Here is a 25910-nt window from a genome sequence, read left to right on the forward strand (position 1 = left end):
GGGGACCACGACCGCCCTTACCACTCCCGCCCACGACATCCGCCCCGGAAGGCCCGTATGACCACCGCTGCCCAGTCGGCCTCGCCGTACGCCGTCGGCTCCCTCGTCCATGCCAGGGGCCGCGAGTGGGTGGTACTGCCCGACTCCACCCCGGAGCTGCTGGTGCTGCGCCCGCTGGGCGGTGCCGACGTCGACATCGCGGGTGTACTGCCCGGCCTGGAGACCGTGGTGCCCGCCACGTTCTCCCCGCCCACGCCGTCGGACCTCGGCGACCAGCACACCGCCGGCCTCCTGCGCACCGCACTGCGCATCGGCTTCCGGGCCGGTGCCGGACCGTTCCGTTCGCTGGCGTCGATCGCCGTGGACCCGCGCCCGTACCAGCTGGTGCCGCTGATGATGGCGTTGCGCCAGGACACGGTGCGGCTGCTTATCGCCGACGACGTGGGCATCGGCAAGACGGTCGAGTCCGGCCTGATCGCCGCCGAGCTGCTCGCCCAGGGCGACGCACGCGGTCTGGTGGTGCTCTGCTCGCCCGCGCTCGCCGAGCAGTGGCGGGCCGAGTTGCACGGCAAGTTCGGCATCGACGCCCGCCTGGTGCTGCCCGCGACCATCGGCCGTCTGGAGCGCGAAACGCCGTACGGGCAGTCGGTGTTCCGCCCGGACGGCACCTATGTCGTGTCCACGGACTTCATCAAGTCGCCCCGGCACCGCGAGGACTTCCTGCGCAACTGCCCCGACCTGGTGATCGTCGACGAGGCGCACACCTGTGTCGCGGACTCGACCGCCCGCACCTCGGCCCGCACCTCACAGCAGCGGTACGGGCTGCTGCGCGCGCTCGCCGACGACACCGCCCGGCATCTGCTTCTGGTCACGGCCACTCCGCACAGCGGTAAGGAGGAGCCGTTCCGCCGGCTGTTGGGGCTGCTCGACCCCCGCCTGGCCACGGTCAGCTTCGACACCCGTGCAGGGCGTGAGCTCCTCGCCCAGTTCTTCGTGCAGCGCCGTCGCGCCGATATCCGCGAGGACTTCCAGGACGGCGCGCATTTCCCGTCCACCCGGGACTCCGCCGAGGTCTCCTACGCCTTGCACCGCGACTACCGCAGGCTGCTCCGCGAGGTCCTAACGTACGCCCGGGAGACCGTGCGCTCCGCCGACGGCGCCCTGCAGCAGCGCCAGCGCTGGTGGTCGACGCTGGCCCTGCTGCGCACCCTGTCCTCCTCTCCCGCGGCCGCCGTGCGCTCCCTGCACACGCGCGCGGGCGTCCAGGAGGCGGACACCCCCGACGAGGCGGACCTCACCGGGCAGCAGACCGTGTCCGACCCGGCCGACAGTGACACGGCGCAGGCCGCCGACGAGGTCCCCGGCACCCTGCTGCCGACCGCCGACGCGATCGACGAGGAGGAGCGGGCCCGCCTGGTGGCGATGGCGGAGTCCGCGAAGAAGCTCGCCGGCCCCACCCGCGACACCAAGCTGAAGAAACTGGTGGCGACGGTCACCGACCTCCTCGACGCTGGCTACCGGCCGATCGTCTTCTGCCGCTACATCGCCACCTCCGACTATGTGGCCGACCACTTGTCGAAGACCTTCAACAAGAAGGGAGCGGAGCACCCGGTGGCGGTCGCCTCCATCACCGGCGAGCTCTCCCCCGACATGCGCCTCACCCGGATCGCCGAGCTGACCGGCGCCGACGAGAACGGTGACCCGGCTCCCGAGCGGCGCGTCCTGGTGGCGACCGACTGCCTCTCCGAGGGAGTCAACCTCCAGGAGTCCTTCGACGCCGTCGTCCACTACGACCTGGCGTGGAACCCGACCCGGCACGAGCAGCGCGAGGGCCGGGTGGACCGATTCGGGCAGCGCACGGACACCGTCAAGGCGATCACCCTCTACGGTGCGGACAATCCCGTCGACGACATCGTCCTGAAGGTGCTGCTGCGCAAGCACGAGCGGATCCGCCGGGCCACCGGTATCTCCGTCCCCGTGCCGCAGCAGGCCGAGAGCGCCATGCAGGCGGTCTTCGAGGAGCTGATCCTGCGCGGCGAGACCCCTGCCTTCGAGCAGGAGGGCCTGTTCGAACGGGAACAGGCTCAGGCTGTCGAGCAGTTGGAGATCGCCTGGGAGTCCTCCGCCGAGAGCGAGAAGGCCTCCCGCTCCCGCTACGCCCAGAACACCATCAAGAAGGAAGAGGTGGCCGCCGAGGTCGCCGAGATCTGTGGTGCGCTGGGCACGGGCGAGGAGGTGCGGGAGTTCACCCGCCGCGCACTGGGCGCACTGCGCGGGATGCCTGCCGACCGCAAGCAGGGCGGCTTCACCGCACACGTCGACGCCCTGCCGCAGGGGCTGCGGGACGCCGTCACCGCTGCTCTCGGCCCTCGCCATCCGCGCCCGGTCGTCTTCCATGATGCGCCGAGCGCCCCGCGCGGCGAGGCGGCCCTCACTCGCACCGACCCGGTGGTGACAGCCACCGCCCGCTTCGTCCTGGACGCCGCGCTGGACGAGAAGTTCCCGGAGTGGCAGCGCCCGGCGCGCCGCTGCGGAGTGGTCCGTACGACCGCTGTCACGCGTCCCACCACCATGCTGCTCGTCCGGCACCGCTTCCAGCTCCACCTGCCGACCCGTGACGGCACGGTACGCACCCAGCTCGCCGAGGACGCCCGGGTGGTCGCCTTCCACGGCAGGCCCGACACACCGCAGTGGCTGGCGGAGGAGGAGGCTCTGGCCCTCCTCGCGGCCCGCGCCACGGGCAACACCGACCCCGGTTTCGCCACCGACCACATCACGGGGATCCTTGCCGCTCTCGAGACCGGCCTGATGGACGAACTCCGCACCCGGTCCGCCGACGCGGCGAAGGACCTGGAAGCGTCGCACCACCGCGTCCGCACCGCCTCCAAGGCCCGCCTCGCGGGCCTCAAGGTCACCCCGCAGGGCGACCCGGACGTCCTCGGCGTCTTCCTCTACCGCCCGGCCGCCACGATCCAGCTGGGAGCGGACGCATGAGCCTCGCCAGGACCCTGGTCACCGACACCGTCGCCACTGTCGGCGGCCTGCTCCCGTACGACCTCCTGGTACGCATCAAGGAGGGCAAGGAGCAGTCGGGCGCCAAGCCGGCCGACTACCGGCTCTTCGCCAAGGGCGAGTCCGTCCGGGACGCCGCCGAACGCTCCTGGGGCTACCTGCGCGGCGTCTGGTCCGCCTACCAGGACGCACTCGCACGCGACGGCGCGGACGACGACGCCGGTGTGTACGCGGTCGGCCTCACCACCGAGCGCTGGCTGCTGCCCCTCTTCGAGCAGCTCGGCTTCGGCACGCTCCCCGCGGTACCCGAACCGGGCCTGCCCGCCCACGACCGCGCGAAGGACTTCCCCGTCAGCCATGTCTGGGCGCATGTGCCGGTGCACCTCACCGGCTGGAACGTGCCCCTGGACCGGCGCACCTCGGAAGTCGCCCCGCAGGCACCGCAGTCCATGGTCCAGGAGTACCTCAACCGCTCCGGCGACAGGACCCTGTGGGGCGTCCTGTCCAACGGCCGCCAGCTGCGGCTGCTGCGCGAGTCCGCTTCGCTGACCGGCGCCGCGTTCATCGAGTTCGACCTTCAGGCGATCTTCGAGGGCAACCGCTCCGACGACTTCGTGCTCCTGTGGCGGCTGCTGCACCGCACCCGCTTCGAGGGCGCACCCGCCGCGTCCTGCCCGTTGGAGAAGTGGCGCACCGAGGCCATCGACTCCGGCACCCGGGCCCTCAAGGAGCTCCGCAAGGGTGTCGAGAGGGCGCTCACGGTGATCGGCGGCGGGCTCATCGCCCACCCCGACAACGCTGCCCTGCGCGAGGCGCTCCGCACACGCGACATGACGGTCCGCGACCTCCACCCGGCCCTCCTCCGTCTCGTATACCGGCTGCTGTTCCTGTTCGTCACCGAGGACCGAGGGCTGCTCCTCGACCCGGAAGCCGCCGACGGCCCACGTTCCACGTACGAGAAGTACTTCTCCACGGCCCGGCTGCGGCGGCTTTCCCGCTCCACCGGCACCCCCCACGGCGACCAGTGGGAGGCCCTTAACCTCGTCATCAAGGGCCTCGGCGCGCCCGGCGGCCGGCCCGAGCTGGGACTGCCCGCACTCGGCGGCCTCTTCGAACCCACCGACGCCGACCGCCGGCTCGAAGGTCTCAGCCTCACCAACCAGTCCCTGTACGAGGCGGTCAAGGCCCTCGCTGTCATCTTCGACACCAAACTGGGCCGCCCCCGCAAGGTCGACTACCGGCACCTGGGCGCGGACGAACTCGGCTCGGTCTACGAGTCCCTGCTCGAACTCGAACCCCGCCTCGACGACGGCGGGACCTACGTCCTGAAGAAGCTGGAGGGCAACGACCGCAAGACCTCCGGCTCCTACTACACCCCCTCCCCGCTGATCGACTGCCTCCTCGACTCCGCGCTGGACCCGGTCATCGACAAGGCGGTCCGCTCCTGCACGACCAAGGAGGAGCGCGAGGCCGCGCTGCTCGCCCTCAGCGTCTGCGACCCCGCCTGCGGCAGCGGGCACTTCCTGGTCGCCGCCGCCCGCCGGATAGCGCGCCGGCTCGCGGAGATCCGTACCGACGACCCGGAGCCGGGTGCCGAGGACGTACGGCACGCCCTGCGCGATGTCATCTCCCGGTGTGTGTACGGCGTCGACCTCAACGAGATGGCCGTCGAACTGGCCAAGGTCTCGCTGTGGATCGAGGCCATGGAACCGGGCCGCCCGCTCACCTTCCTCGACGCGCACATCAAGCATGGCAACGGCCTGCTCGGTACGACGCCGAAGCTGCTCGCGGGCGGCCTGCCCGACGACGCGTTCAAGGTCCTGGAGGGCGACGAGTCCAAGTGGGTCAGGGCGCTGAAGGCCCGCAACGCAGGCGAGCGGGAGCGGTGGGTGGCGGCACTGCGCAGAGGTGCGAACCAGGATGCCCTGTTCTCCGAGGAGCACGCCCTTGCGGTCTCCAACGCGACCCTGGGCAGCGCGGTTTCAGCGATCACGGACGCTCCGGCGCTGGAGCTCGAGGACGTCCACAACCAGGCCCGCGCCTACCACGAACTGACCACCTCGAAGGACTACGTCCAGGCTCGCAGGCTCGCCGACGCCTGGTGCGCGGCGTTCGTGTGGGAGAAGGCCGAGCAGACCTCTCCGCCCGCGCTCACAACGGACTCCCTGCTGGCCCTGCACGCCGCCGAGGGCGACACCGACGCAAAGGCCGACGCCGCCGCGAACCTGCCCGAGGGCACGGTGGCCACGGTGCGGCGGCTGCGCGAGGAGTACCGCTTCTTCCACTGGCACCTGGAGTTCCCCGAGGTGTTCCGGGTGCCGGCCGACCCAGCTGCGCCGGGGGTGGACGAACGGGTTGGGTGGAAGGGCGGGTTCAGCTGTGTACTGGGGAACCCGCCGTGGGAGACCCTTGAGTTCAAGACGGAGGAGTACTTCGCGATCAGCGCGCCGGAGATCGCGAAAGCCGCGAATCAGGCGGCCCGGCAAGTGCTGATCGACGAACTTGCTGTCAGCGAGGAAGAAGCAGACCGGGAACTGCACGCGCGGTACGTCGTTGCCAAGCGGCAGACCGACGGATATTCGCACCTGGCCCGTTCGTCGGGACGCTTCGCGCTTACGGCACGCGGCAAGCTGAACACTTATGCCCTGTTCGCCGAGGCGGCGACCAGCGGAGTCTCCCCCACCGGGAGGTTCGGACTGATTCTTCCCACTGGAATTGCAACAGGGAAGACGACATCTCATTACTTCTCGTCACTGGTTCGCGATTCACGGCTGGTGTCGTTCCTGGACTTTGAGAACGAAGCCTTCGTTCTCAGCCGAGACGTACACCACGACACGAGTTTTTGCCTTCTGACGGTCGCTGGCTGTTCGGCTGATGTGACAGAGGCATCATTTGCCTTCGGGGTATGGCATTTGGAAGACCTTCCTGAGCGGCGATTCGTGATGCCGCCAGAGGAGATCATGCTCGTAAATCCCAACACGGGGACGCTGCCGATTTTTCGTACTCGCCGCGATGCCGAGACCACTCTGAAAATGTATCGGCGCATCCCTGTGCTTCTACGGGAACCCGACAAGGATGGCATCGGCGGAATGAACCCCTGGGGCATGAGATTTCGTCAGGGGCTCTTTAATTCCGCATCGGATTCCAAACTTTTCCGATCCGCTGAGCAGTTGGCGCAACTCGGTTGGCAACTGTGCGGCGAGAATTTTGTGAGTGCGGATGGTCGACGCTATCTCCCGTTGTACGAAGCGAAGATGCTGCACCACTATGACCACCGCTATGGCACATATGAGGGACAAACATCGGCGCAGGCCAACATGGGCACGCTTCCGCGTGTGACGGCACAGCAACACGATGACCCAAATTTCCCGCCCACGCCGAGAAGCTGGGCCCCCGAATTCGATACCCCCACCGTGAAGCGGACGCGAAGTGGTGGCTTTGTGCTCGATCCCGGCGTGACGGCTAAGCTTCGGGACAAGGATTGGGACAAGGATTGGCTGCTGGGGTGGAGGGACGTCACTAATCCTACTGGTGCGCGGACCCTCATTCTGACGGCCTTGCCTCGCACTGCGGTCCCTGACGGCACCCTGCTAATGTTTCCGACCTTGGGAGATCCTGGGTTTATTCAGGCGGTCATGTCTTCGTTCGCGGTGGACTATGTCGCCCGCCAGAAGATCAGTAATTCCCACTTGAAGTTCTTTACAATCTACCAGCTCCCAGTGCTGCCTCCCGAGGTCGGCGAATCTACGTGCCCGTGGGGAACGGAAAGCGTCAACCAATGGTTCAGGCGGAGGGTGGCGGAACTTACATATACCAGTTACAGCATGAAGGCGTATGCTGCGGCGCTCGGAGTTGTAGGCGAGCCTTACCGCTGGGTAGTCGAGCGGCGCTGGGAGTTGCGCGCAGAGCTGGACGCGGCGGTCTTCCATCTGTATGGGATCGGTCGCGAAGAGGTCGATCACATCATGGAATCGTTCGACACGGTCAAGCGCGAGGATGAAGCCGCACACGGCACCTACCGCACCAAGGACCTGATCCTCGACGCCTACGACCGAATGGAAGAGGCCCGCAAGACTGGCAACGCGTTTCAGACACTGCTGGACCCGCCGCCAGGCAAGGGGCCTCGTCACGACGCCTAGACGTGGACGTCGCGGGCGGGGCAGTCAATTGGACCGGCTCCGCCCGACGTCGGCGATGAACCCGGCCCACGTGTCGCGCGCAAAGGCGAGCTGCGGGCCGCCTCGCTCCTTGGAGTCCCGTACGCGGATCGCGGCGCGGTCGGCGGCGACCTCGACACACTCGCCGCCCTCTCCGCTGCTGTACGTGCTCTTGAACCACTGGAGCTGTGCGGGCTGTTCAGTGCTCATTGATCTCCCAGCAACTTCTCGATCAAGGCCAAAGACTCGCTCGGGGTGAGGGCCTGGGCGCGGATGCTGCCATAACGCGCGGCCAGCATACGGACCTCCTCCGGGTCCGTCACGAGTCGGCTGACGTTCTGGACCTCCACGTACCCGAGCTGTGGCTTTCCTTTCGGGGTGAGCAATGTGAACGGGCCGCCCAGGCTTGGGTGATCCGTGCGCTCCGTGGGCATGACCTGAAGCTCCACGTTGCGTAGCGACGCCACAGCGAGCAGCCGACACAGCTGGTCCCGGTGAACGGCCGATGATCCGGTAGGCCGTTGCAGCACGGACTCCTCGATGGTGAACGAGACGAGTGGTGGTGGCCAACGTGTCAGGATCTGTTGCCGTGCCAACCGAGCCGTCACCCGTTGCTCGATGGTCTCTTCATCGAGCAACGGCCGGCGGCTGGTGAAGACCGCTTGCGCGTGCCCCTCGGTCTGCAGAAGCCCCGGAAGCGAGAGCGCCGCGTAGTAGCACAGCTCAACTGCCTCCGCCTCCAGCGCCGCATAATCCCGAAACCACTCTGGATGCCGCACCCGCCTCCGCTTCTTCGCCCGTTCCACATCCTCCGAAGCGACCGCCAACAGCCCACCACACCCGAGCAGTTCATCCACCGCCGCCAGGAACTCCGGTTGTGGCGTCCGCCGTCCCCGCTCCAGCGACGAAATCTGCTCCTCGCCGTACCCGACTCGCGTCCCCAGCTCCTTCTGGCTCATTCCGGCCCGTTCCCGCGCGGCCTTGACCTGTCGCCCGACGGCGCGGAACAGGTCCGCCACCTCCTCCGAGCCCGCCGGGTCCTCGGCGCCCCACTCCGGTCGTCCCGCCATCCCTCACCACCGCTCCCTACTTGTCGCCCGATCCGACCACCGACCGCACATCGCCGGCGTCACGGCCGGACACCCGTACAACATCGCCGTCCACCCGGACAGCCTGCCCGCGTGCGCCTGACAGTCACCCTCCGTACCGACTCCACCACTCCCCACCGTAGAGCCGCTGCCTCACGCTCGATGACGTGAACCAGGAATCAAGGACCGCGACCCACGAACCACTCGCACCCACCGACCACCTGAGTTTCAGCACCCTCTTCCCCACCACCAGACACGGCGCCCATGCCGCCCGGCACGCCGCCGAGCAGTGGCTCGCGGATCACCTGCCGCCGGACGGGCTCAGGAGCGGCGACCTGGCCGCCACCGCTTCCCTCCTCGTCGCCGAGCTGGCCGCGAACGCGGCCCTGCACGGCCGGGTGCGCGGACGCGCGGCGCGCCTCATCATCACTCTCGATGCGACGGCAGTCCGGGTCGAGGTCACCGACGCCCGTGGAGATCGACTGCCAGTGAAGTGTCCGACCGAGGGCGGCGAGTCGGGGCGCGGGCTGTTTCTCGTGGAAGCTCTGTCCGACGACTGGGGTGTGCGGCCGTACACACCCGGCGGGAAGACGGTGTGGGCCGCGCTCAGCCGATGACAGAAACCCGCAACTCTGTAAACTGAGTCAACGTCCGTGGAATTCGCGGGCCTTGGCGAAGGGGACGGGGACTGGTATGCCGCAGATCGCGATCACCAACACCTTCTGGGAGGGCGTGGACCGGCTGGACAAGCCGGCCCGCGCCCGGGTCCACAAGGCGATGGGGAAGTTCCAGCAGCTTACGGTCCCTCAACTGCACGCAGACAAGGGTCTCCACCTGGAATCCGTGGTGAGTTCGCGCGATCCGCGGATGCGCACAATCCGCGTCGACGACGGGCTGCGCATCGTGCTGCTCGCCCCCGAGGACGGCAGCGACCTCTTCGTCTTCGTGCACGTCGTCTCGCACGATAAGGCGTACTCATGGGCCAAGCGGCGGCTCTACACGGTCAACGCCGTGACCCGCTGCCTTGAAGTGCGTGACCTGACCGCGATGGAGCAGATCACTCCGCTCTTCGCCCAGGAGGCCGAGGCTGCGCCCCAACTGCTCTTCGATGCCTGGTCGGACACCACGCTCAGGCAGCTCGGTGTCGACGACGTCACCCTTCGCGCCGCCCGCACCATCACCGGCAAGGCGCAGTTGGAAGCCTTCGGTTCGCTGATGCCGGAGGACCAGTTCGAGGCGCTGTGGCTGCTCGCCGAAGGGTTCAAGGCGGAGGACGTCTACCGCGACCTGGTGACGACCCGGCAGAGCACCGCGGCTGACGCCGCCGAGGCACAGGGCGAGCTGGCCGCCGCCGTCAGCCGCACCCGCAGCCGGATCGCCCTCGTCACGGGGCCCGACGAGCTCGCCGACATCCTCGCCAAGCCCTTCGATGCCTGGCGGGTCTTCCTCCATCCCGCCCAGCGGCGCATCGCCTACCGGCCCGGCTACGCGGGGCCGGCCCAGATCACCGGCGGCCCCGGCACCGGGAAGACGGTCGTCGCCCTGCACCGCGTCAAGCACCTGCTCGGCCGCTCGCCCGACTCGCGCATCCTGCTCACCACCTACACCGGTGCACTCGCACGCTCGCTGCGCGGCGGGCTGGCCCTTCTCCTCGACCACGACCCCGCCCTGCTCGACCGGGTCACCGTCACCACCGTCGACGCGATCGCCCGGCGCACCGTGGGGCAGCTGCACGGCAACCCCGGCACCGTCCTCGGCGACAAGGACGAACGGATGCGCTGGCAGCGCCTGGCCCGCAGGCTCGAACTCCCCTGGAACGACGCCTTCCTGTCCCAGGAGTACCGGCATGTCATTCTCGCCCAGGACCTGCGCACCCCTGAGGCGTACGGCGATTGCCGGCGGCACGGACGCGGCAGTGCGCTGGCGCGGGCACAACGCGAACGCATGTGGGAGGCCGTGGCGCGGTTCGAGGACGAGCTCACCCGCGACCGGGCCTGCACCTGGCTCCAGTCGTGCGCTCAGGCCGCCCGGCTGCTGCGGGACAAGCCCGGTGAGGGGCCGTCGTACGACCATGTGGTGGTGGACGAGGCGCAGGACCTGCACCCCGCCCAGTGGCGCCTGGTGCGGGCGCTGGTCCCGGAAGGCCCCGACGACCTGTTCCTCACCGGCGACCCGCACCAGCGGATCTACGACGCCCGGGTCTCATTGCGTTCGCTCGGGATCTCCGTCGCCGGGCGCGGCGCCCGGCTGCGGCTCAACTACCGCTCCACCGAAGAAATCCTGCGCTGGTCGAGGGCGCTGCTCGACGGGGAGCCGGTCGCCGACCTGACGGGCGACAGCCATGACTCCCTGTCCGGGTACCGCTCACTGCTGCACGGTGAGCGGCCCGTCTGCGAGGGGCACGACTCGGAGTCGGCGGAGGCCGACGCCGTCGTCGGGCGGGTCCTCGGCTGGGTGGCGGCCGGGGTGGCCCCCTCCGAGATCGCGGTCTGCGCCCGCTTCAACACACAGACCGCGCGGATCGGTGACCGGCTCGCCGAGGCCGGGCTGCCCGTCGTCCGGGTGAAGGACGGGGAGCCGGACGAGTCGGTCGGGGTGCGGCTGTCCAGCCTGCACAGCCTGAAGGGCCTTGAGTTCCGGTGTGTGGCCGTGGCCGGTGTTACGGCATCCGCCTTCCCGTTCCAGGCAGCGGTGACGCCGATCGACGTCGACCGGCTCCAGCACGCGACGGACCTGGCGGCAGAGCGGTGCCTGCTGTTCGTGGCGTGCACTCGGGCGAGGGAGGCGCTGTACGTGTCGTACAGCGGCCGGCAGAGCGAGTTCCTCGTCGAGGTGCCGAAAGCGCGGCGGCCGTGAGGTTGGAGCCTGTGCAGTTCCACAGCAGGGTCTGTGAACAAAGTCAATGACGGTAGTAGCCTGGCGGGCGAAGGGGGATGGGGCGACTCAATCATGCGCCCCTTACACAGCGGGAAGAGTCCTCGCTGATCCAAAATGCCTGGGAGTGCAGATGTCGTCATCAGGTGTCGTACCGGTGACCTTGGCCGAAATTGCCCGCCTCGCGGGTGTGGGGCGGGCCGCGGTGAGCAACTGGCGGCGGCGCCATCCGACGTTCCCCGAGCGGATCGGCGGCACCGATGTGAGTCCGCAGTTCTCCATGGCCGAGATCGAGGTCTGGCTGCGGGAGAACAAGAAGATCAAGAAGTCCGCGGAGCGGGAGTGGCTCTGGCCTCGCTTCGAGGCGCTCGGCGGGCGCGACGAGACCGGGCTCGCTGTCGCAGAGGTGGGGCGGCAGCTCGCCGGCCAGGGGGCGGGCGGCATCGGGCTTCCAGAGGAGGCACATCAACTGATCGAGCGGGCGGTGGAGCTCGGGCGGCGTGAGGGGGGCGCGGAGACCTTCGAATTCCTTTTGCGCCGCTGGCTCGACGTCCATGTACGGCAGATCGCCACGACTCCGGAGCCCCTGGCCGCCCTCATGGCCGAACTCGCCCTGCGCACGGCCGTCGGTCCGATGGGCAGCAGGGACCGTACGACGGTCATGGACCCGGCCTGCGGCACCGGTCATCTGCTGGCCGCCGCGGCCGAAGCAGCGGTGTCCGCCGGGCCGGGGGCGGTCGCGCTGATCGGCGGCGACTGCGACCCCGTGCTGGCCGCGCTGGCGGGCGCACGCCTGGGACTCGCGACGCGCGACGGAGACCGACCGCTCGTCGACGTACGACCAGGTGACTCCCTGCGTACCGACCCGTTCGCCGACAATCCTGCCGACATCGCTCTGTGCAATCCGCCGTTCAACGAGCGTGACTGGGGATACGAGGAGCTGGCCACCGACGCGCGCTGGAGCCACGGCCTTCCCCCACGCACCGAGCCCGAACTCGCCTGGGTCCAGCACTGCCTGGCCCGACTGCGACCGGGCGGGTCCGCCGTGCTGCTGCTGCCGCCCGCCGTGGCTGCCAGGAGAGCGGGCCGGCGGATCCGAGGCTCTCTGCTGCGCACCGGACATCTGCGGGCTGTCGTCGCGCTGCCGCCGGGGTGCGCGGCACCCCACAGTGTCTCGCTGCATCTATGGGTTCTGCGGACCCCGGATCCGCAGGAAGAGGCCCAGGTGGGCGGCAGGGTGCTGCTCGCCGATGCCGCTTCCCGCTTCCCACGGGCCTCAGCCCGGGACTCCGTCCCCGACTGGGAGGCGATCGGCGTCTTCGTACGCGATGCATTCGAGCGGGCGGACAGCACAGAGACCCGGAGCTCCGACTACGTGAGAAGTGTGCCCGTCATCGAGCTCCTCGATGACGAGGTCGACCTCACTCCGGGACGTCATATCGCCCCCTCCCCCTCGGACGCCGGGCGTCAGCTGTCCCAGTCCTGGAAGGAGTTCGGGGAGCTGGCCACCAGCATGGGCAAGTCAGCCCGACTGCTCGCGGCGCTCGACCTAGCATCCGGTGCGGCGGACAAGCCGACGGCGACCACAGTGGCCGAACTCGCCCGGGCCGGGGCGCTCACGCTGCGCGCCGGCCTGCAGCCGCCGGAGGGAATAGTCGGCGAAGGGAAGCCGACCGGCGGGGGATTCCCGTTGCTCACCGTCCCCGACCTGATGGTGGGCGGCGAACCCCGCGGCTGGATCGCGCACGGCGACGTATCCGCCTCCGGGGCGACGGTCGCAGAGGCCGGGGACGTCGTGGTGGTGGGTGTGGCGCGGGTGTTCTCCGCCTGGGTCCATGACGGGCCGCCGACGGTGCTGGGCCCCCAGCTGCACGCCGTGCGGGTGCAGCCCGAGCAGCTCGACCCCTGGTTCCTCGCGGGCTCCCTGCGGGCACCTGCCAACGCCCGGCAGGCCGGAACGCACACGTCTAGTTCCTCCCGCGTCGACGTGCGCCGGCTCCAGGTGCGACAGATCCCCTTGGGGGAACAGCGGCGTTACGGAGAGGTGTTCCGGGAGCTGGCGGCGTTCGAGCGGATGGCGCGACGCGCAGGCGACCTCGGTGCCGGACTGGTCCGTGACCTGGGCGACGAACTGGCAGCCGGGCGGCTGTCCGGCGGAGCGTAGCGCCTTCTTACGCACCTGTGCGTCACGCGCCCGCGTCTCCGGGATCGGCCAACCGTGCTGCGATCTGGCTGCCCACGGCCCGCCGTTCATCCTCCACCCGGCCCGCAAGCTCCGCGGGCAGTCCGGCGGCCATGTGTCCGACCGCGTGGACGGCCTCGATCGCAGCCTCCATCTCGCCGAAGGCGAGCCGGCACTCGGCGACCCGCAGCCGGAGCACGGCCCGCTCGGCCCGCTCGGCGGGGCCGTCGCCGTGCAGGAGGCCGTCGACGATTCCCTGGAATAGCGGGGCCGCGGAACCGAAGTCGCCGACCAGCCGCAGCCGTTCCGCCGCCAGCAGCCACACGCGTCGGACCAGAGGACGGCGCACCCCCCATTCCTCACGGACCCGCTTCGTCATCCCCACGAGGCGGCGGCCCGCATCGCCCGGCACGCCCTGCTGGATCTCCGACTCGGCCTGATCACAGAGTCGTTCGATCATGCGCGCGTCGAGCCACTCCTCCTCGCCCGCTCCAAAAGCCGGGGTGGCCACGGCAGCCGGCTCCGGACACGGTGCGACCGGCACTTCCTTCGGCCGCCGGCAGGGAGCGGTGGGGTCAGGGTGGGTCCGGGGCCGGGGCTCCGGATCGCCTGGCTGGGGACACAACGGGGCGAGGACGTCCGAGACTTCGCCGATCGCCGGACGCCGCTCGGGCTTCTTGTCGAGCATGCACAGCACCAGATCGTCGAGAACCTGGGGGATGCCCGCGGTGTACACCCCCGGCGGCAGCGGGTCCTCGTGCAGATGCTTGTCGATCAGCCCGGAGTCCTCGCCGAGCGCGAACGGCGGTCGGCCGGCCAGGAGTTCGTACAGGACGCAGCCGAAGGAGTAGATATCGGTCCGGGCGGTGGGCTCCTTCTCCAAGATCTGCTCGGGCGCCTGGTAACCACGGCTACCCAGCGTCGAGCCGTGCGCGGTGTACCGTGTGGCGCCCGCACGGAGCGGCTTGGCGATGCCGAAGTCGAGAAGGTTGGGCACCCCGTCATCGTCGATCATGATGTTCTGGGGCTTGAGATCCCGGTGCACGACGGGAAGGGTGTGCGCACAGGCCAGGGCGTGAGCCAGCTGCGCGGCGACGGCCACCGCGGGGGCGAGGGGCAGTGTGTTGTGCTCGTCGAGGAAGGCCCGAAGGGTCACGCCGGTCACCAGGCGCATGGCGATGTACGGCATGCCCAGATGCGAACCGTGCCCATACAGCTCCGGGATTCCCGGGTGGTCGAGGCTGCTCAGAAGCTCGGCCTCGCGCCGGAACCGCGCATACAGTACGGCGAGTTCGGCTTCCCTCTCGTACGGGTCGAGGCGGCGCAGGTCCTCGGAGTCGAGGCGGAGGAACTTGATCGCCACGTCCCGTCCGGTCGCCACCTCGCGGGCCCGCCACACCTGAGCCATGCCGCCCTGACCGAGTGAACCCGTCAACTCGTATTTCCCGTCGACCAGTTCACCTACGCCGGGCCTGTATGTGTCCGCGCTCACCGCCGTGCCCCTTCGCACTCCTGCGCCATATGGCATAACAGAGTAGCGTGAAGTATTCGAAGACTCGAATACGCATGGACTTAGTTCACAGATCTGTGCCATGCTCTGTTGGTGCTCGTGGTCTCCTCGGTCCGGGCGCCTTTTCCTGCCCATGCCGCCCTCCACGGGGGTCCCATGCAGAATCAGCCGGGCGTCACCGGTCACGATTGGCTCATCAAAGCAAGTCCCCGCATGGCCCGACCGAACTCCGCGGCCTGCCCCACGCACCAGCGCATCGCGATGAGGCCCCTGCTCGTCGCCGACCCGCCGGTTCCGTTCCGTCCGGCCCCGCGCGAGGAGTTTCCCTTCGGGCCGCTGTTCGCGGCGCTCGACCTCTGGGAGCACAAGGGCTGGACCCTGGAGCGGATACGCGAGGAACTGCGCGGCACCCGCGGCGCCTTCCGGGGATGGGGCTCTCCCGTCCACCCCGCCCTGCTGTCCTGGACCGCCCAAGCGCTGGAGCGCTACGCGGCCGCGCGCCGACGGGAGCAGAGTGCCGCCCGAGCGGCCGGGCTGCTGCCGACGGCGCCCGTCAAGCAGCAGTGGACGGTGCGCACCCGCCGACGCGACATCCCCGACTCACGCGGTGTCCGGCAGTACGAGCAGACGGTCTGGGGCCGATCCTATGCATCCGCCGACGGATCGGTCAGGGACCTGTGGATTCCCTCCCTGGGCCGGGCCAAGCAGAGCCGGCCCGCGGCGGAACTGGCCACCGTGGCACGGGTCATGGCATACGGGGCGCCCACGCCCCGGCGCAAGGCGCGCACCGAGCCCCCGCCCACCGGGACCGACGACACGGTCCTGCCCGGCCTGGTCCGCGTCTTCGACTTCGGGTGCGCCGACGGCCACTTCGAGCGGCTGCTCGCCGAGGGTCCGGCCGAGGTGAAGAAGCGGTATGAGACCGATGGGGCGCCCGCCTTCCGAGCCGTCGTTGCCGGAGCCGGCACCCGGCCGGGAGAAGACTGTGTCGACTGCAAAGCTCTCGCCGGATGCACGGACCTGAAGCGCGCCCCCCGGCTGTGGGGCGGCAAGCCCCAGGCAGTCGCCCGCAGTCGCCGGTCCGTCTCCGCCTGGGACCTGCGCCTGCACGGGCAATGCCCGGCGCAGTACCACCTGGTCCGGCATCTGCATCTGAACGACCTGTCCGCGGAGGGCGCAGGTGCGCGGCGCGGCCGGGCGGTCGACAGCCGGCTGGACGAACGGCACGCGGAGCGGCCAGTGCGCGGCTGCCGGGAGCGGCACTCCCCTGACGCCGCCGGGATTCAGGCAGCGACCGGCCTCGACGAAGCATCCGCGCGGGAGGCCGCCGGAATGCTGGCGGAGCACCGGCTGCTCTGCCCCCTCAACGGACTCGGGCACGACGAACAGGTGCTCGTGCAACACCGGGTGACGGCGTACGTACCCGAGCTCGACGTCGTCGTGCTCGCCGTACCCGATCTGGTGTACACCCATCGCGGCCGGTGGATCTGGCGGGAGACGAAGACGGCGGCCCGTCCGATCTGGGAGGGACGTTCCCTGCTCCGTTCCTTCCCCCAACTCGCCCTCGGAGTCCTGCTGTTCGAGGTGGGCGCGCTCGGCAATGACCCCCGGCGCTCCTGGGTTGAGTTGGAGTACCTGCGCGAAGGGCACGGGGACAGCCGGCTTGAACGCATCGATCCCGGCAGCGCCGAAGTCGTCGACGAAGCCCGTGCGGTCATCGCCGAGCTCGCCCAGCCGCTCCTGGACGACACGACGTACGAGCCCAGGACCGGACATCACTGCCACGGCTGCCAGGCACGAACCTGGTGCCGTCCCGGCACCGCGTATGTCACCGATCATCCGCGCCCAGCCGCTCCCGGCACCGGGACCACGGACCGAGGGGACAGCCATGTCTGACGCGCGACTCGTAGCGGACTGGCTGTCCAATCCCGATGTCGTCCTCCTGCGGGACGTCGCCACCGCCGTCGTCCACCTTGCGGGCGTCGACCGCCTCGATTCCTTCGCGCTGCCCTATCCGGCCTCGGCGCAGCGGGCTCTCGACGCCCTGGTGCTGCGGTGCCTGCGCAACGGGGCACGGCCGCCGGCCGGGGTGCCCGAGATGGTCCGCTGGTCCCGAGCCCGCCCGCTGGGCAGCTGGCCACTCGACCGGTTGCCCGTGGACGTGTTCTCCGAGGGCGACCGGCTGATCGACGAGGACTCCGGGGAGCCCACTCAGCTCTGCCATGAACTCGCCGTCGAGGGGTACGGCAGCAGCACCGGACGGCAGTACGACCGCCTGGTGATCCAGGAGGCCCTGCGGGCCTGCCGGGCCATGTCGTCGCCGGAGTCGTACACCGCCTTCCGCCGGCTCCTGGTCACCCGGCCCGTCCTGACCGAAGCGGACTGGATGGAGGTCAGTACCGATCTCTACCTCGACCCCGTCCGATTCCTGATCGAGGAGGTCTACGCCCCCGTCCCCCTCGGGTACCGGCGGGACGGCTCGTACCTCTGCTGCCACCGCTGTCTGACGCTGCTCCACCCAGTGGCCGACAAGGACTGGTGGTGCGAGCGTGACCAATGCCGCTACCGGGGCCCCGCACCGCACGGCCGGCCACTCGCCGCTTCGGCTGTGGGTGAGGTGCGCCAACTGCGCAAACCCCTGCGGCAGTTCGTCACCGGCCCCGGCCAGGCAGAGACGTCCCTGGAGGGCGAACTGCGCGCCATGGGCCTCGCGGTCGAGATGTGGCCCGGCTTCGACGCATACGACCTGCGGATCACCTTCCCGGACGGGCACGTCTGGGCCGTCGACGTCAAGGACTGGGCCCACCCCGGCCTGCTCGGACGGTCCGCCACCGCCGTCCGCACCGACCCCCCGTACGACGAGGCCTGCTGGGTGGTGCCGCGCTTCAGGGTTCGGATGCGCCGCAACTACCTCGACGTCTTCGTCCGGGAGCGGGACGACCGGGCGGCGGGCCTCCGACTGCTGACGGACGACCAGTTGAAACGGGCCGCGTGCCTGCGGTTGAGCGGTGAACGGGGGGCAGACGCCTCCATCGCGCCCACGGACGTCGCCCGAACCACAACACGCAAGCTGCCACGAGTCGCATCGCAGAGGACCGCCGGCAAGAACGGAGCAGATCATGCGTGACCGCAGCAGCTGGTACCAGCCTGTCGTCGCCGAACTCGGCCCCTGGCCGGAGGAGCACGCCCGGACCAGGCCCGCCCTGCTGTGCCAGGTCGAGCTCGGTCTGCGGCTGTTGGAGACCGTGGCCCCCGGCCATGCCGCCGACGGAGTGTGGACCCTCCTCGGCGGCTACCCCTTCGCGCAGGCTGCAGGTCTCGCCACCGGTTCGGCCGAACAGGTCGCGCTGACCGCGGCCCGCCACCTGCTGTGGCCGATGCGGCGCCGGCGCATGTGGCGGCAGAGCTTGGACGCCTACCTGGCGCTGCCCGAGCGGCTGCGAGCGTATCGCGTCCCGATGACCGGGGAACCCGTCCGCCGGATCAGCCCCCGGGTGGCGGCCGGCCGGTTCACCGCCTACGACGAGGCACTGGGGAACCTCCCTCCCTACTCGTCCAAGCCGCTCCCGCAGGCGGAGGAGGGCGAGCACCGGTTCCTGGACCGGCGCAACAGGCGCACCTCCGTCACGATCCCCGCCGAGCTCGTACATGAGCCCTTCCCGGCCCACCCCCTCACCGCCTCGTGGAAGGGAGCGGCGGGCGCGCTCGACGTACCACTCGACGAAATCGCCGAAGTTGCACGGTGGATGGACCAGGAGGAGCGGCGACGTGGGCTGAAGGCCGGAAACTGGGCGGACCGGCTCGACCACCTCGACCTGGACACCCGTACCGCGGACGGAGCGGGTTTCAAGGAGGCGAAGGCCCTGCCCCTCGACGGGCTCACCCACCTCGTGGGCATGGTCGGCGCCGGAAAGTCGACGCTGATGACCCTGGTCGCCGTCTGGGCGCACCGCACCGGCCTGCGCATCACGCTCGTCGTCGGGGACGTGGCCGAACAGCTCAATCTGACCGAGCTGTTCCGCTCACTCAGCCTGAGTGCCGCCCTGATCCAAGGCGGCACCACCCGGCCGCAGCACACCCAACGACTGCACCGAAGGCTCGCCGCACGCGGCGCGCACTCGCTGCTCTCGCACACGGGCTCCGTGTTCACCCACCTCAGCACCGCCTGCCCTCTCGACGCCCTGCGGGGTCTCGACGTGTCCGAACCGCTGCGCTACAACGACTCGCCGTGCGGCGCGCTCCACCCCGTACGGCGCAAGGAGGCCGCCGAGGGGTCCCCGGCCGAGCGCGCCAGGCGTGAACTGGAACGCGCTCGCGGAGCCAGGCCCGAGGCTCCGGCGGATGACACCGACGACAGCGAGGACCTGGGCACCCCGCACGCCTGCCCACTCTGGAGCGCCTGCCCGCGGCACTCGGCGGCGCGCGACCTGGTGGACGCTCTGATTTGGGTGGCCAACCCCGCCAGCCTGGTCCAGACGGCAGTCCCGCGTCAGCTCAACGCCGAGCGCCTGCGCTATCTGGAACTGGCCTGTCTGCGAAGCGACATCGTGATCGTCGACGAGGCCGACCGCGTACAGATGCAGCTCGACCAGATGTTCGCCCCGTCGGCGACGCTGGTGACCACGGGCCCCGACTCCTGGCTCGATCAGCTGCAGACGCACGAGATCGCCGAGCTGGCCCGGCAGGGACGGCTGCAGCTCTCCGACCAGGACGTGGAGCGGTGGTCCGCCGCGTTGGACGTGGTCGGAACGGCCGCGGACCGGCTGTACGCGATGCTCATCGACGACGAAGGCCTGCGGAAATGGGCGCAGATCGACTACTTCAGCGCTTGGACCCTTCAGGAGAAGCTGCTGCAGGCGTGGTACCCGTCCGCGCCGGGGCTGATCTCCGGGCGACCGGACAACCACGTGGAGGAAGGCGACCTGGACGGCGTCGAGGACGAAAGCGCGCTGTACGACGCAGACGATGAAGAACCCATGGGGGACGGTGGTACCCCGTCTCCTGCTACGCCTTGGGCGGAGCGCCGTACCGAGATCACCGGATTCTTCGACGTCTTCCGCGACGACCCACTGGGCGGCCGCGGTCCCTACGGGACACCGGCCGACGACCTGACCGGTCTGGCCCATGACGTCCTGCACACCCTCGACGAGAAGCAGACCCGACGCCGCGTTCGCGCGCTGCTCGACTCACTCCTCGTCGGAGCCCCCGGACCGAACCAGCGCCCAGCGCCCCCCTCCAGGAGCGGCACGAAGCCGGCCCCCCAGGACGTAGCCCTGTCCGAGGAGTGGCGGGACATCAATGCGCGTCGTCTGGAGTTCACCCTGGTGCTCGCCGCCCTGCACCAGCGCCTGGACCGGGTGACGTTCCTCTGGCCCCAGGTGGAGGCCGCTCTGCGGCTCGACGCGGCCAGTCACGAACTGACCCGGCGCCCGCCGCTCGACTACGCGCCTCTGCTGCCCGAGGCACCCATGGGCAATGTGCTCGGCTTCCAGTACCTCGTCGACGAGCGGGCGGCAGCTCGCAACAAGGACGGACACCGCACCGGAACCCTGCGCTTCTTCCGGTGCGCCGGAGTGGGCCGGGAGCTCCTACTCAGTCTGCCCCAGCTCGGTGCCGACCCGGGCAGCGGCCACACCGGCCCGCACGTCCTGCTGATGTCGGGCACCAGTTGGGCCGGAACCTCCACCCGCGCCCACGTCCTCGCCCCCGTCCGTGCCGTCCTCAAGCCTCAGCCGAAGGCACTGCGGTCCATCGCGAACACCGTGTTCCGCACCGAGTTCTTGTACGACGACGCCGGGCAGCCGATTCGGCTGTCGGGACAGGACCCGGAGAAGCGTGAGGATGTCCTCCGCCTGATGGTGGACCGGCTCGCCCGGCCGCGGCGCGACGGGGGCGCCTCCCTGCTGCAGAGCGAACTCGCCCAGATCCCGGACCAGCGCCGCAAGCGCGCCCTGCTCCTGGTGGGCAGCTACCGCGAGGCCAGGGCGAGTGCCGCATTCCTGGACGAAATCCCGCGCTGGCGTGGACGAGTCCGCGTACTGGCCGCCGACGACGAGGAGTTGGAGACCGCCGTCGACGGCGCGGCACCGGCAGGAGGCCAGGCGTCGACAGCGGGCTCCGTGCGTCGCGGGGACCTCGCCTCGTTCGCCGACGACCTGGACGCCGAACTCCTCGTGGCCCCCCTTCTAGCTGTCGAGCGAGGCCACAACATCCTCACCGTCCCCCAGCAGCCCGGCGAGGAGAAGGTGGCGGCATTCGGGACGGTGTTCTTCCTGGTGCGCCCGCATCCCCGTCCCGACGACCTCTCGCTCTCCGTCTTCGCCATCAACGACTGGGCAACCCGCTTTGTACGGAACCAGCCGGGACTGCCCCAGGGAACCTTCAGGGAACTGGTGGCCGCTTCCGAGGGCTTGGACGCCGCCGGAAGCGACTTCCGGACCACCGCTCGCGGCGTCTGGCGGCACATGCTGTCACGGCCGTACGTCTATTCGAGCCTCTCCGACGACGAAAAGAAGTCCTTCGTCTGGGACCAGCTCGTCACCATCTGGCAGGTCATCGGCCGCCTCGTACGCGGCGGGGTCCCTGCCCGCGTCGTGTTCGTCGACGCGGCCTTCGCGCCGCAGCTCGCGGCGGCGGGAGCACCCGTCACCGGATCAGAACGGCGCCCGCGCCGCAGCAGCGATCCCGGACTGCTCGTGCGCCTGCGGGAAGTGCTCACTCCGTACTTCATCGACGCCGGCCCCGGCGACAGGCTCGCCGATCCGGCCGACACCGCACTGGTCAAGCTGCTCTACCGCCCGCTGTACGAGGCACTGTGCGCCATGGGGTCCCGGCCCGGCCCGCGAGGCACGGACTGACACGCAGACCAACCAACCTTCGAGGCACAGCCATTGAGCGCCGGGCCACCTCCCATCCCTCGACACCACAGGGAGAACCGTCATGTACAAGAAGATCTGCCGATCCGCTTACCACCTGGCCGAGGACTCCGCGCCCTGGACCGAGGACTTCCGCGCGCTCCCCTTCCCCGAGCAGTGGCATCCGGGACTTCTGGAGCTGCACAACCACGGCCGGGACGAGGAGAAGCAGCACCAGACACTGCCCACCCGCCGGCTGGACAGCGTGCTCCAGACGCTCGCCCCCGACGTGATCGTCCGGCCCAGGCCCAGGACGCCGGTCGAACCAGGGCCGCAAACCACGGAGGACTTCTGGATGTACGTCCCGGCCTCGGCGCCGGACCCCCTCCCGGGCAGCTCGATGGGGCAGCTCCTCGACGCATGGCTGCGCACCCTCGGACCTAAGGAAGCAGCTCAGGAGCCCCGGTTCCGCTCCTTGCTCCTTGCCCGCAGCGCCGACCTGAAGAATAATCTGCCCGCGTGGCAGCCGGTCGCCGGCGTGGAGCTGTTGAACACCCCGACCACCCGAGGTGGCACCGCCGCCCCTGAACCGCGGCAGTTCCAGCTCGCCACCGACGCGCTGGCACGCCGCATCCTGACCCTCGACCCGTTCCCGTTCGACGGCGGAGAGCTGCGCTTCCGAGCCCTTCCGCGCGGCCCGCGCGACCAGGGTGCCGAGGTCATGTCGCAGCCCCTGTGCCGGAGCATCAAGCGCAAGGAGTGGTGGTTCTCCGTCGTACTGAACATCTCCCTGCACACCACCCCCTTCGACCCCCGGCCACGCCTGCACCTGCACTGGGGTGTGCGCCGCTGGGCTACCCACCCCCGGGCCGGCACCAAGCGCCTGAACCTGCCGTACAGGGAGGCCACCACCGTCTACCTGCGGCCCACGATCCCCTGGCTGCCCGGAGCACCGGCGACCGAGCGCCACGCACTGGCCCGCCTGCGGCGGGACCGGGCGGGCGACACCTTCGCCTGGGCGGAGAACGACGCGGCGGGCATCCTCCGCGGACTCAGTCTCGCCGGAAACTTTCCCGACCCCGAACAGCTGCTGTCGGACCCGGCCTCGTGGATCGGCGAGGGCCGCGATGTACGGGCAGCCGTGGTCCACAGCACAAGGATGGGACAGCACGAAGTCGGCCCCGGCCTGATGCCGAACCAGCGTGCCGAGCTGACCGAATGGGCGGAAGCAGCCCTCCCGGAGGAGGTGGTACGGGTGCCTGACCTGGTGCGCGGACGCGGCAAGGGCATCGGCGCACCGGAGAACCGGCGGCCGAAGCCGAGGAGCGAGGAGGCCAAGAAAGCCGAGGTGCTGCGCGAGGCACAGGCCCGGCGCATCGCCCTCGCGACGCAGTGCCGGATTGCCGCCAGCGGCCCGGGGCAGGACGGCCCGCCCGTGGTGGAGGTCCGGTTGTTGTGGCAGTCGTCCGAGGTGCGTAAGGAGGCGGTGTCGCAGTTCACCAAGGCCCTCGGACTCGACGGTGACGGCGGGATCGCCGCGGCACGGCTCACGGACCGGGAATTCGACGAGGCCGCGCCCGGGGCGCCGGTCGTTCTGGAATGGCGGACGTCCGAGCTGACACTCCGGCTGCGCTGCCTGCCCCTAACTGACGGGCTGGGTGACCAGCTCGTGCACGACCCCGCGGTGAAGGGCAGGGGTGCGGCGATCTCGGCAGCCGTCACGACGCGCCGCCGCACCCTGCGCGAACGGCTCCGCGCGGACGGCGCCGACCCGTCCCGCCCGGCACTCGCCCTCGTGGAGATCGCGCATCGCAGCACCTTCCGTCCGGCTTCGAACGACCCCAAGTTCGCCATCCGCCTGGGGTGCGCCGATGCGGGCCTGCTGACCCAGTTCGTCGTCACACCCTCCACCGACCGGCAGATCGACAACGCGGACAGTCTCGGACACCGCGCACACAGCTCGTGGCTCGACGGACTGCGCCAGCTCGGCGTCCGCGTCCTGCCCCAGCACACACTCGGCGACGACCTCCCGGGTGGATTGCAGTACGCGGCGGTGTGGATGGTGAAGCGCCGCAAGGACGGCCCGACCCGACTGCCCAAGCACCTGCCGGTTGCGGTCCTGGTCACTCCGCTCCCCGAAGGGCAGGGCTTGGCGGCCGTACGCGGTTGGGACGACAGCGCCGGGGAGTGGGTGCCCTACCCGCGATTCCTCCTCGGTCTCGTGAAGCAAGCCGAGATCGACCCCGAGGCCTTCGCGGAGCCCGCGGCGTCGGGCGACGGCCAGAACTCGGCCGAAGGGCCGAACGAAAGCCCGCGGCCCGAACTGCCCCGGGTCACCGGCAAACAGTGGCGCACCAACCTCGCTGAGCAGCGGAAGGAGACCGCAGGATTCCTCCAGCGCGTGCTGCACTCCCTTCGCGGGGAGCCGACCGCACTGATCACCCACGCACAGAACAGCAGGCTGCACTGGCCGTGGCTGCAGGACGGCCAGACCGAACGTGACCTGCTCCGAGCCGGACACGCCCCGGCGGGCCGGCTTGACAACGAACTCCGGCTGGTGCGCGTGCGCGGGCGCGGCGGACGCGAGACCGCACAGTGGTGGGGCCTGGCCGAGCCCGGCAAGCCGCATGGACAGCCGGCCGGCTTCTGGGCGCAGGCTCCGGGGCACGGAAGCAGTACATCGCCGAACGAGCGGGTTTTCTACAGCACCACGGAACGCCCCGGAACGCACACGATCTCCCCCGCGCTCGACCGGCTGGCCACCCGGGTCAACGCCGCCGGCAACCTCACCTCCCAGGCGGGCACCGGCGCCTGGAACCCGACGTTGGTGGAGATCGCGGTACTGGGCTGCCACCCGAATGACGACCTGGCACACGCCGTATCGGGAAGGCCCGACGACCCCGAGGCGCTGGCCCTCGCCATGCACCAGTTGCGCCAGGCGCCGGACTACGCTGCGGCCCTGTCCCTTCCGCTCCCCCTTCATTTGGCGGGACTTGCCCAGGCGTACGTCCTCCCGATGCTCGCAGAGGGCGACGGGAGCCTCCGCGAAGAGGCGGCGGAGCCCACCACGGAGCAGAGTCCGGATGACCCGGACCTGGCAGACGCGGCCGGACTGGCCACAGAACCCGACGTTGACGATGACGATGGATCGGAGCCGCGCAGCGCTTCGTGAGCAGGGTCGACGGTTTCGCCGTGGCGGCAAGCAGCCCGGCGTACGGTCCCGCGGGCTCGGGCCCGGGGCCAGGCCCGGCCGCTTCGGCCGAGCCGGAGCTGTCGTTGACGCCGTCGAGCGCGAGGCATGGCAGCTCGTGTTCGGTGTGCTGGCGGCCGGCGACGAACACCGACGAGTCCCGCCTCGACGCGCTGCTGGGCCACAATCTGCCGCAGCTCACCCGCGAGGTGCTGCTGGCGCTGCACAGCGGCATGGGCACGGAGGACGTGCGTCGCCACATCACCGAGCAGTGGCGGCCGGGAGAGGACGTCGATCCCGGTGACTGGGCGCGGGCCGCACGCCGTCCGGTGTCCCACAGGTCAGCACCGAAGACGCGGCGGTGCTCGGCGCGCTCGGCGACAGTTTCGAAGCGTGGCGGCTCTTCCTCCATCCCGAGCAACAGCGCCTCGCCACCACTGCGTTCAAGGGCTCCGCCAAGGTCACCGGTGGTCCCGGGACCGGCAAGACCGTCGTGGCGCTCGATCGCGTCCGCCACCTCGTGGACAAGCTCCCACCGGGCCGGACCCGGCCCGTGCTGCTCACCACGTACAACACCAATCTCGCCGCGGACCTGAAGCAGCGGCTGTGGCTTCTGGGCGACGAGGAGCTCCTGCGACGGGTCCACGTCGTCTCCATCGACCAGCTCGCCCGGGAGGTCGTCGCCGAACATCCCACCAGCGACCTCGGCAGCCCGCTGGACGACGAGGCGGCGCTGAACCTGTGGCACACAGTGTGCACCGAGGAAGGGGTCTACGACTTCGACGCGGAGTTCCTCGACTCCGAATTCAAGCACGTGATCCTTGCGCAGGGATGCGGCTCCAGAGAGCAGTACTTCCGCGCGGAACGGCCCGGCCGGGGCAGGCTCCAGCGTCCGGAGCGCCGCCTTGTCTCGAGCCTGGTCGAGGCCTACCGCACCCGGCTCGCAGGCCCCGTTATGTTTTTCGCGGTCCTGCAAGAGGACCGCTGGCCTCCGGGCCCGGCATGACTGTTGCCCCCTGTCGATCGGATGACCTGGGGGGTGG

13 protein-coding genes are annotated in these 25910 nt (G+C 70.0%); 10 read left to right on the top strand and 3 right to left on the bottom strand.

Features of this window, described 5'->3' with window-relative positions:
• The first annotated feature begins 57 nt into the window (after positions 1-57).
• Both ACWCP0_RS25950 and ACWCP0_RS25955 read left to right on the top strand, forming a co-directional pair.
• Complete coding sequence (locus tag ACWCP0_RS25950; RefSeq protein WP_451081186.1) at positions 58-2994, top strand: helicase-related protein; 2937 nt, start codon at positions 58-60, stop codon at positions 2992-2994.
• Positions 2991-7151: an Eco57I restriction-modification methylase domain-containing protein gene (locus tag ACWCP0_RS25955; RefSeq protein WP_451081187.1), complete on the top strand. Its 4161-nt coding sequence runs from the start codon at positions 2991-2993 to the stop codon at positions 7149-7151. The genes ACWCP0_RS25950 and ACWCP0_RS25955 overlap by 4 nt, the downstream gene beginning before the upstream one ends.
• Before the next feature lie 24 nt (positions 7152-7175).
• Here ACWCP0_RS25955 and ACWCP0_RS25960 read toward each other — a convergent pair whose 3' ends face one another.
• Together ACWCP0_RS25960 and ACWCP0_RS25965 are read right to left on the bottom strand one after the other, a co-directional pair.
• Positions 7176-7379, bottom strand: coding sequence for a DUF397 domain-containing protein (locus tag ACWCP0_RS25960; protein ID WP_451081188.1), 204 nt, complete (start codon positions 7377-7379; stop codon positions 7176-7178).
• Positions 7376-8239 (bottom strand): helix-turn-helix domain-containing protein, encoded by an 864-nt coding sequence (locus ACWCP0_RS25965; RefSeq protein ID WP_451081189.1) that lies wholly within the window; start codon positions 8237-8239, stop codon positions 7376-7378. The genes ACWCP0_RS25960 and ACWCP0_RS25965 overlap by 4 nt, the downstream gene beginning before the upstream one ends.
• Before the next feature lie 185 nt (positions 8240-8424).
• Here ACWCP0_RS25965 and ACWCP0_RS25970 point away from each other — a divergent pair, with 185 nt between their 5' ends.
• From ACWCP0_RS25970 to ACWCP0_RS25980, 3 genes are all read left to right on the top strand, one after another.
• Entirely contained in the window at positions 8425-8874 is a 450-nt protein-coding gene (locus tag ACWCP0_RS25970) for an ATP-binding protein (protein ID WP_451081190.1), read from the top strand.
• A 76-nt stretch (positions 8875-8950) separates the two neighbouring features.
• Positions 8951-11113 (top strand): UvrD-helicase domain-containing protein, encoded by a 2163-nt coding sequence (locus ACWCP0_RS25975; protein ID WP_451081191.1) that lies wholly within the window; start codon positions 8951-8953, stop codon positions 11111-11113.
• A gap of 151 nt (positions 11114-11264) precedes the next feature.
• Positions 11265-13295, top strand: coding sequence for an HsdM family class I SAM-dependent methyltransferase (locus ACWCP0_RS25980; RefSeq protein WP_451081192.1), 2031 nt, complete (start codon positions 11265-11267; stop codon positions 13293-13295).
• 22 nt (positions 13296-13317) lie between these two features.
• Here ACWCP0_RS25980 and ACWCP0_RS25985 read toward each other — a convergent pair whose 3' ends face one another.
• The gene (locus tag ACWCP0_RS25985) at positions 13318-14805 is read right to left on the bottom strand and encodes a serine/threonine-protein kinase (protein ID WP_451081193.1); all 1488 of its coding nucleotides are present in this window, start codon (positions 14803-14805) and stop codon (positions 13318-13320) included.
• Between the two features lie 231 nt (positions 14806-15036).
• Between ACWCP0_RS25985 and ACWCP0_RS25990 the strand changes: the two genes are divergently transcribed.
• From ACWCP0_RS25990 to ACWCP0_RS26010, 5 genes are all read left to right on the top strand, one after another.
• The gene (locus ACWCP0_RS25990) at positions 15037-16719 is read left to right on the top strand and encodes a PD-(D/E)XK nuclease family protein (protein ID WP_451081194.1); all 1683 of its coding nucleotides are present in this window, start codon (positions 15037-15039) and stop codon (positions 16717-16719) included.
• Positions 16712-17950 carry a pPIWI_RE_Y domain-containing protein gene (locus ACWCP0_RS25995; protein ID WP_451081195.1) on the top strand — a complete coding sequence of 413 codons (1239 nt, stop codon included), beginning with the start codon at positions 16712-16714 and terminating at the stop codon, positions 17948-17950. The genes ACWCP0_RS25990 and ACWCP0_RS25995 overlap by 8 nt, the downstream gene beginning before the upstream one ends.
• A complete protein-coding gene (locus ACWCP0_RS26000) occupies positions 17943-21680 on the top strand; it encodes a pPIWI_RE_Z domain-containing protein (RefSeq protein WP_451081196.1) in 3738 nt (1245 codons plus the stop codon). The genes ACWCP0_RS25995 and ACWCP0_RS26000 overlap by 8 nt, the downstream gene beginning before the upstream one ends.
• Before the next feature lie 82 nt (positions 21681-21762).
• Positions 21763-24849: a pPIWI_RE module domain-containing protein gene (locus tag ACWCP0_RS26005; protein ID WP_451081197.1), complete on the top strand. Its 3087-nt coding sequence runs from the start codon at positions 21763-21765 to the stop codon at positions 24847-24849.
• 379 nt (positions 24850-25228) lie between these two features.
• Entirely contained in the window at positions 25229-25873 is a 645-nt protein-coding gene (locus tag ACWCP0_RS26010) for a UvrD-helicase domain-containing protein (protein WP_451081198.1), read from the top strand.
• Positions 25874-25910: the final 37 nt, after the last annotated feature.

The organism is Streptomyces sp. NPDC001970 (assembly GCF_053594115.1).

Bases quoted from the DNA above. Each gene is read 5' to 3' on its own strand.
- ACWCP0_RS25950 (WP_451081186.1), top strand. From the start codon at position 58: ATGACCACCGCTGCCCAGTCGGCCTCGCCGTACGCCGTCGGCTCCCTC.
- ACWCP0_RS25955 (WP_451081187.1), top strand. From the start codon at position 2,991: ATGAGCCTCGCCAGGACCCTGGTCACCGACACCGTCGCCACTGTCGGC.
- ACWCP0_RS25960 (WP_451081188.1), bottom strand. From the start codon at position 7,379: ATGAGCACTGAACAGCCCGCACAGCTCCAGTGGTTCAAGAGCACGTAC.
- ACWCP0_RS25965 (WP_451081189.1), bottom strand. From the start codon at position 8,239: ATGGCGGGACGACCGGAGTGGGGCGCCGAGGACCCGGCGGGCTCGGAG.
- ACWCP0_RS25975 (WP_451081191.1), top strand. From the start codon at position 8,951: ATGCCGCAGATCGCGATCACCAACACCTTCTGGGAGGGCGTGGACCGG.
- ACWCP0_RS25980 (WP_451081192.1), top strand. From the start codon at position 11,265: ATGTCGTCATCAGGTGTCGTACCGGTGACCTTGGCCGAAATTGCCCGC.
- ACWCP0_RS25990 (WP_451081194.1), top strand. From the start codon at position 15,037: ATGGCCCGACCGAACTCCGCGGCCTGCCCCACGCACCAGCGCATCGCG.
- ACWCP0_RS25995 (WP_451081195.1), top strand. From the start codon at position 16,712: ATGTCTGACGCGCGACTCGTAGCGGACTGGCTGTCCAATCCCGATGTC.
- ACWCP0_RS26000 (WP_451081196.1), top strand. From the start codon at position 17,943: ATGCGTGACCGCAGCAGCTGGTACCAGCCTGTCGTCGCCGAACTCGGC.
- ACWCP0_RS26005 (WP_451081197.1), top strand. From the start codon at position 21,763: ATGTACAAGAAGATCTGCCGATCCGCTTACCACCTGGCCGAGGACTCC.